This is a genomic window from Rubidibacter lacunae KORDI 51-2, from assembly GCF_000473895.1.
Classification (GTDB): domain Bacteria; phylum Cyanobacteriota; class Cyanobacteriia; order Cyanobacteriales; family Rubidibacteraceae; genus Rubidibacter; species Rubidibacter lacunae.
The window spans coordinates 1-1,087 of the sequence record NZ_ASSJ01000078.1 but is presented as its reverse complement, the minus strand read 5'-3'; the positions used below and the strand labels follow the sequence as shown (position 1 = coordinate 1,087).

Genomic DNA, 1,087 nt, shown 5'->3' with positions numbered 1-1,087 from the left:
GACGAGTCCAAACCTGGAAAGTGCTCTACGGTCCGGCTCCAGAAGTGATGTTCGAGCTCCGCCATCAACCGGGCGTGATGGGTATCTCCGACTTCACCAAGCTCAAGCGGGTCAGTGTCACCATCCAAGGAGAGCCCTGCGTGCATCTGATTTATCACTACCGCCTGACTTACAGCGGCTGGCAGTACGCCCAGGTCGTCCAGGGGGGAGAGAGTTTTGTGGCCTTAGCGGAAGGACTGCAAAACGCCTTGCATGCCTCGGGAGGGAGTCCCAAACAGCACCGCACCGACAGTCTGAGCGCCGCCGATCGCAATCTGGGTGGCAAACGCCAAAAGCCCTTGACGCAGCTGTACGACGCCCTGTGCGACCACTACCGCATGGAACCGACGCGCAACAATCGGGGCGTGACGTACGAGAACGGCGCGATAGAGTCTCCCCACGTACATTTGAAAAACCGTATCGAACAAGCTAGCTACCTGCGCGGCAGTGCCGATTTCCCGAGCGTGGAGGCCTATCAGGCAGTAGTGGCGGCGGCAGCAGAGGGGTTGAACCGCCAACACGCGGACAAGTTTGCCGTGGAGAGAGCGGCACTGCAGCCCCTGCCCAAATACCGGGTGCCGGACTACGAAATCCTGACGGCGCGGGTCAGCCGCCACAGCACCATCGAAGTGCGCTGCATCCTTTACACCGTCCCGTCCCGGCTCATCGGTCAGCGGGTCGAGCTGCACATCTACCACGACCGCATTCTGGGCTTCTGGGGTCAAACCCAAGTCTTCGCCCTCACCCGGATGCGCGTCCAGGGGAACGGGAAACGTCGGGGACGCTGCATTGACTATCGCCACGTCATCGAGGGGTTGCGCCGGAAACCGCGAGCGTTGCTCTACTGCACCTGGCAAAAGGAGCTGTTACCCAACGAGCGCTATCGCCAGCTCTGGAATCAGCTCAAAACTGACTACGAGCGCGACCGGGCGGCCCGCTTGATGGTGGAAGCGCTTTATCAAGCAGCGACCCACGGTGAAGACCGGGTTGCCGATTACTTGGAACGGGAATTAGCCGCTGGCAGCCTCACGCCGCAGCGCCTGCAGGT

At 61.2% G+C, this 1,087-nt stretch carries 1 protein-coding gene; it reads left to right on the top strand.

Features of this window, described 5'->3' with window-relative positions; genetic code table 11:
• The coding region (locus KR51_RS14090) for a Mu transposase domain-containing protein (protein ID WP_022608725.1) at positions 1 to 1,087 on the top strand (1,087 nt) is incomplete at both ends.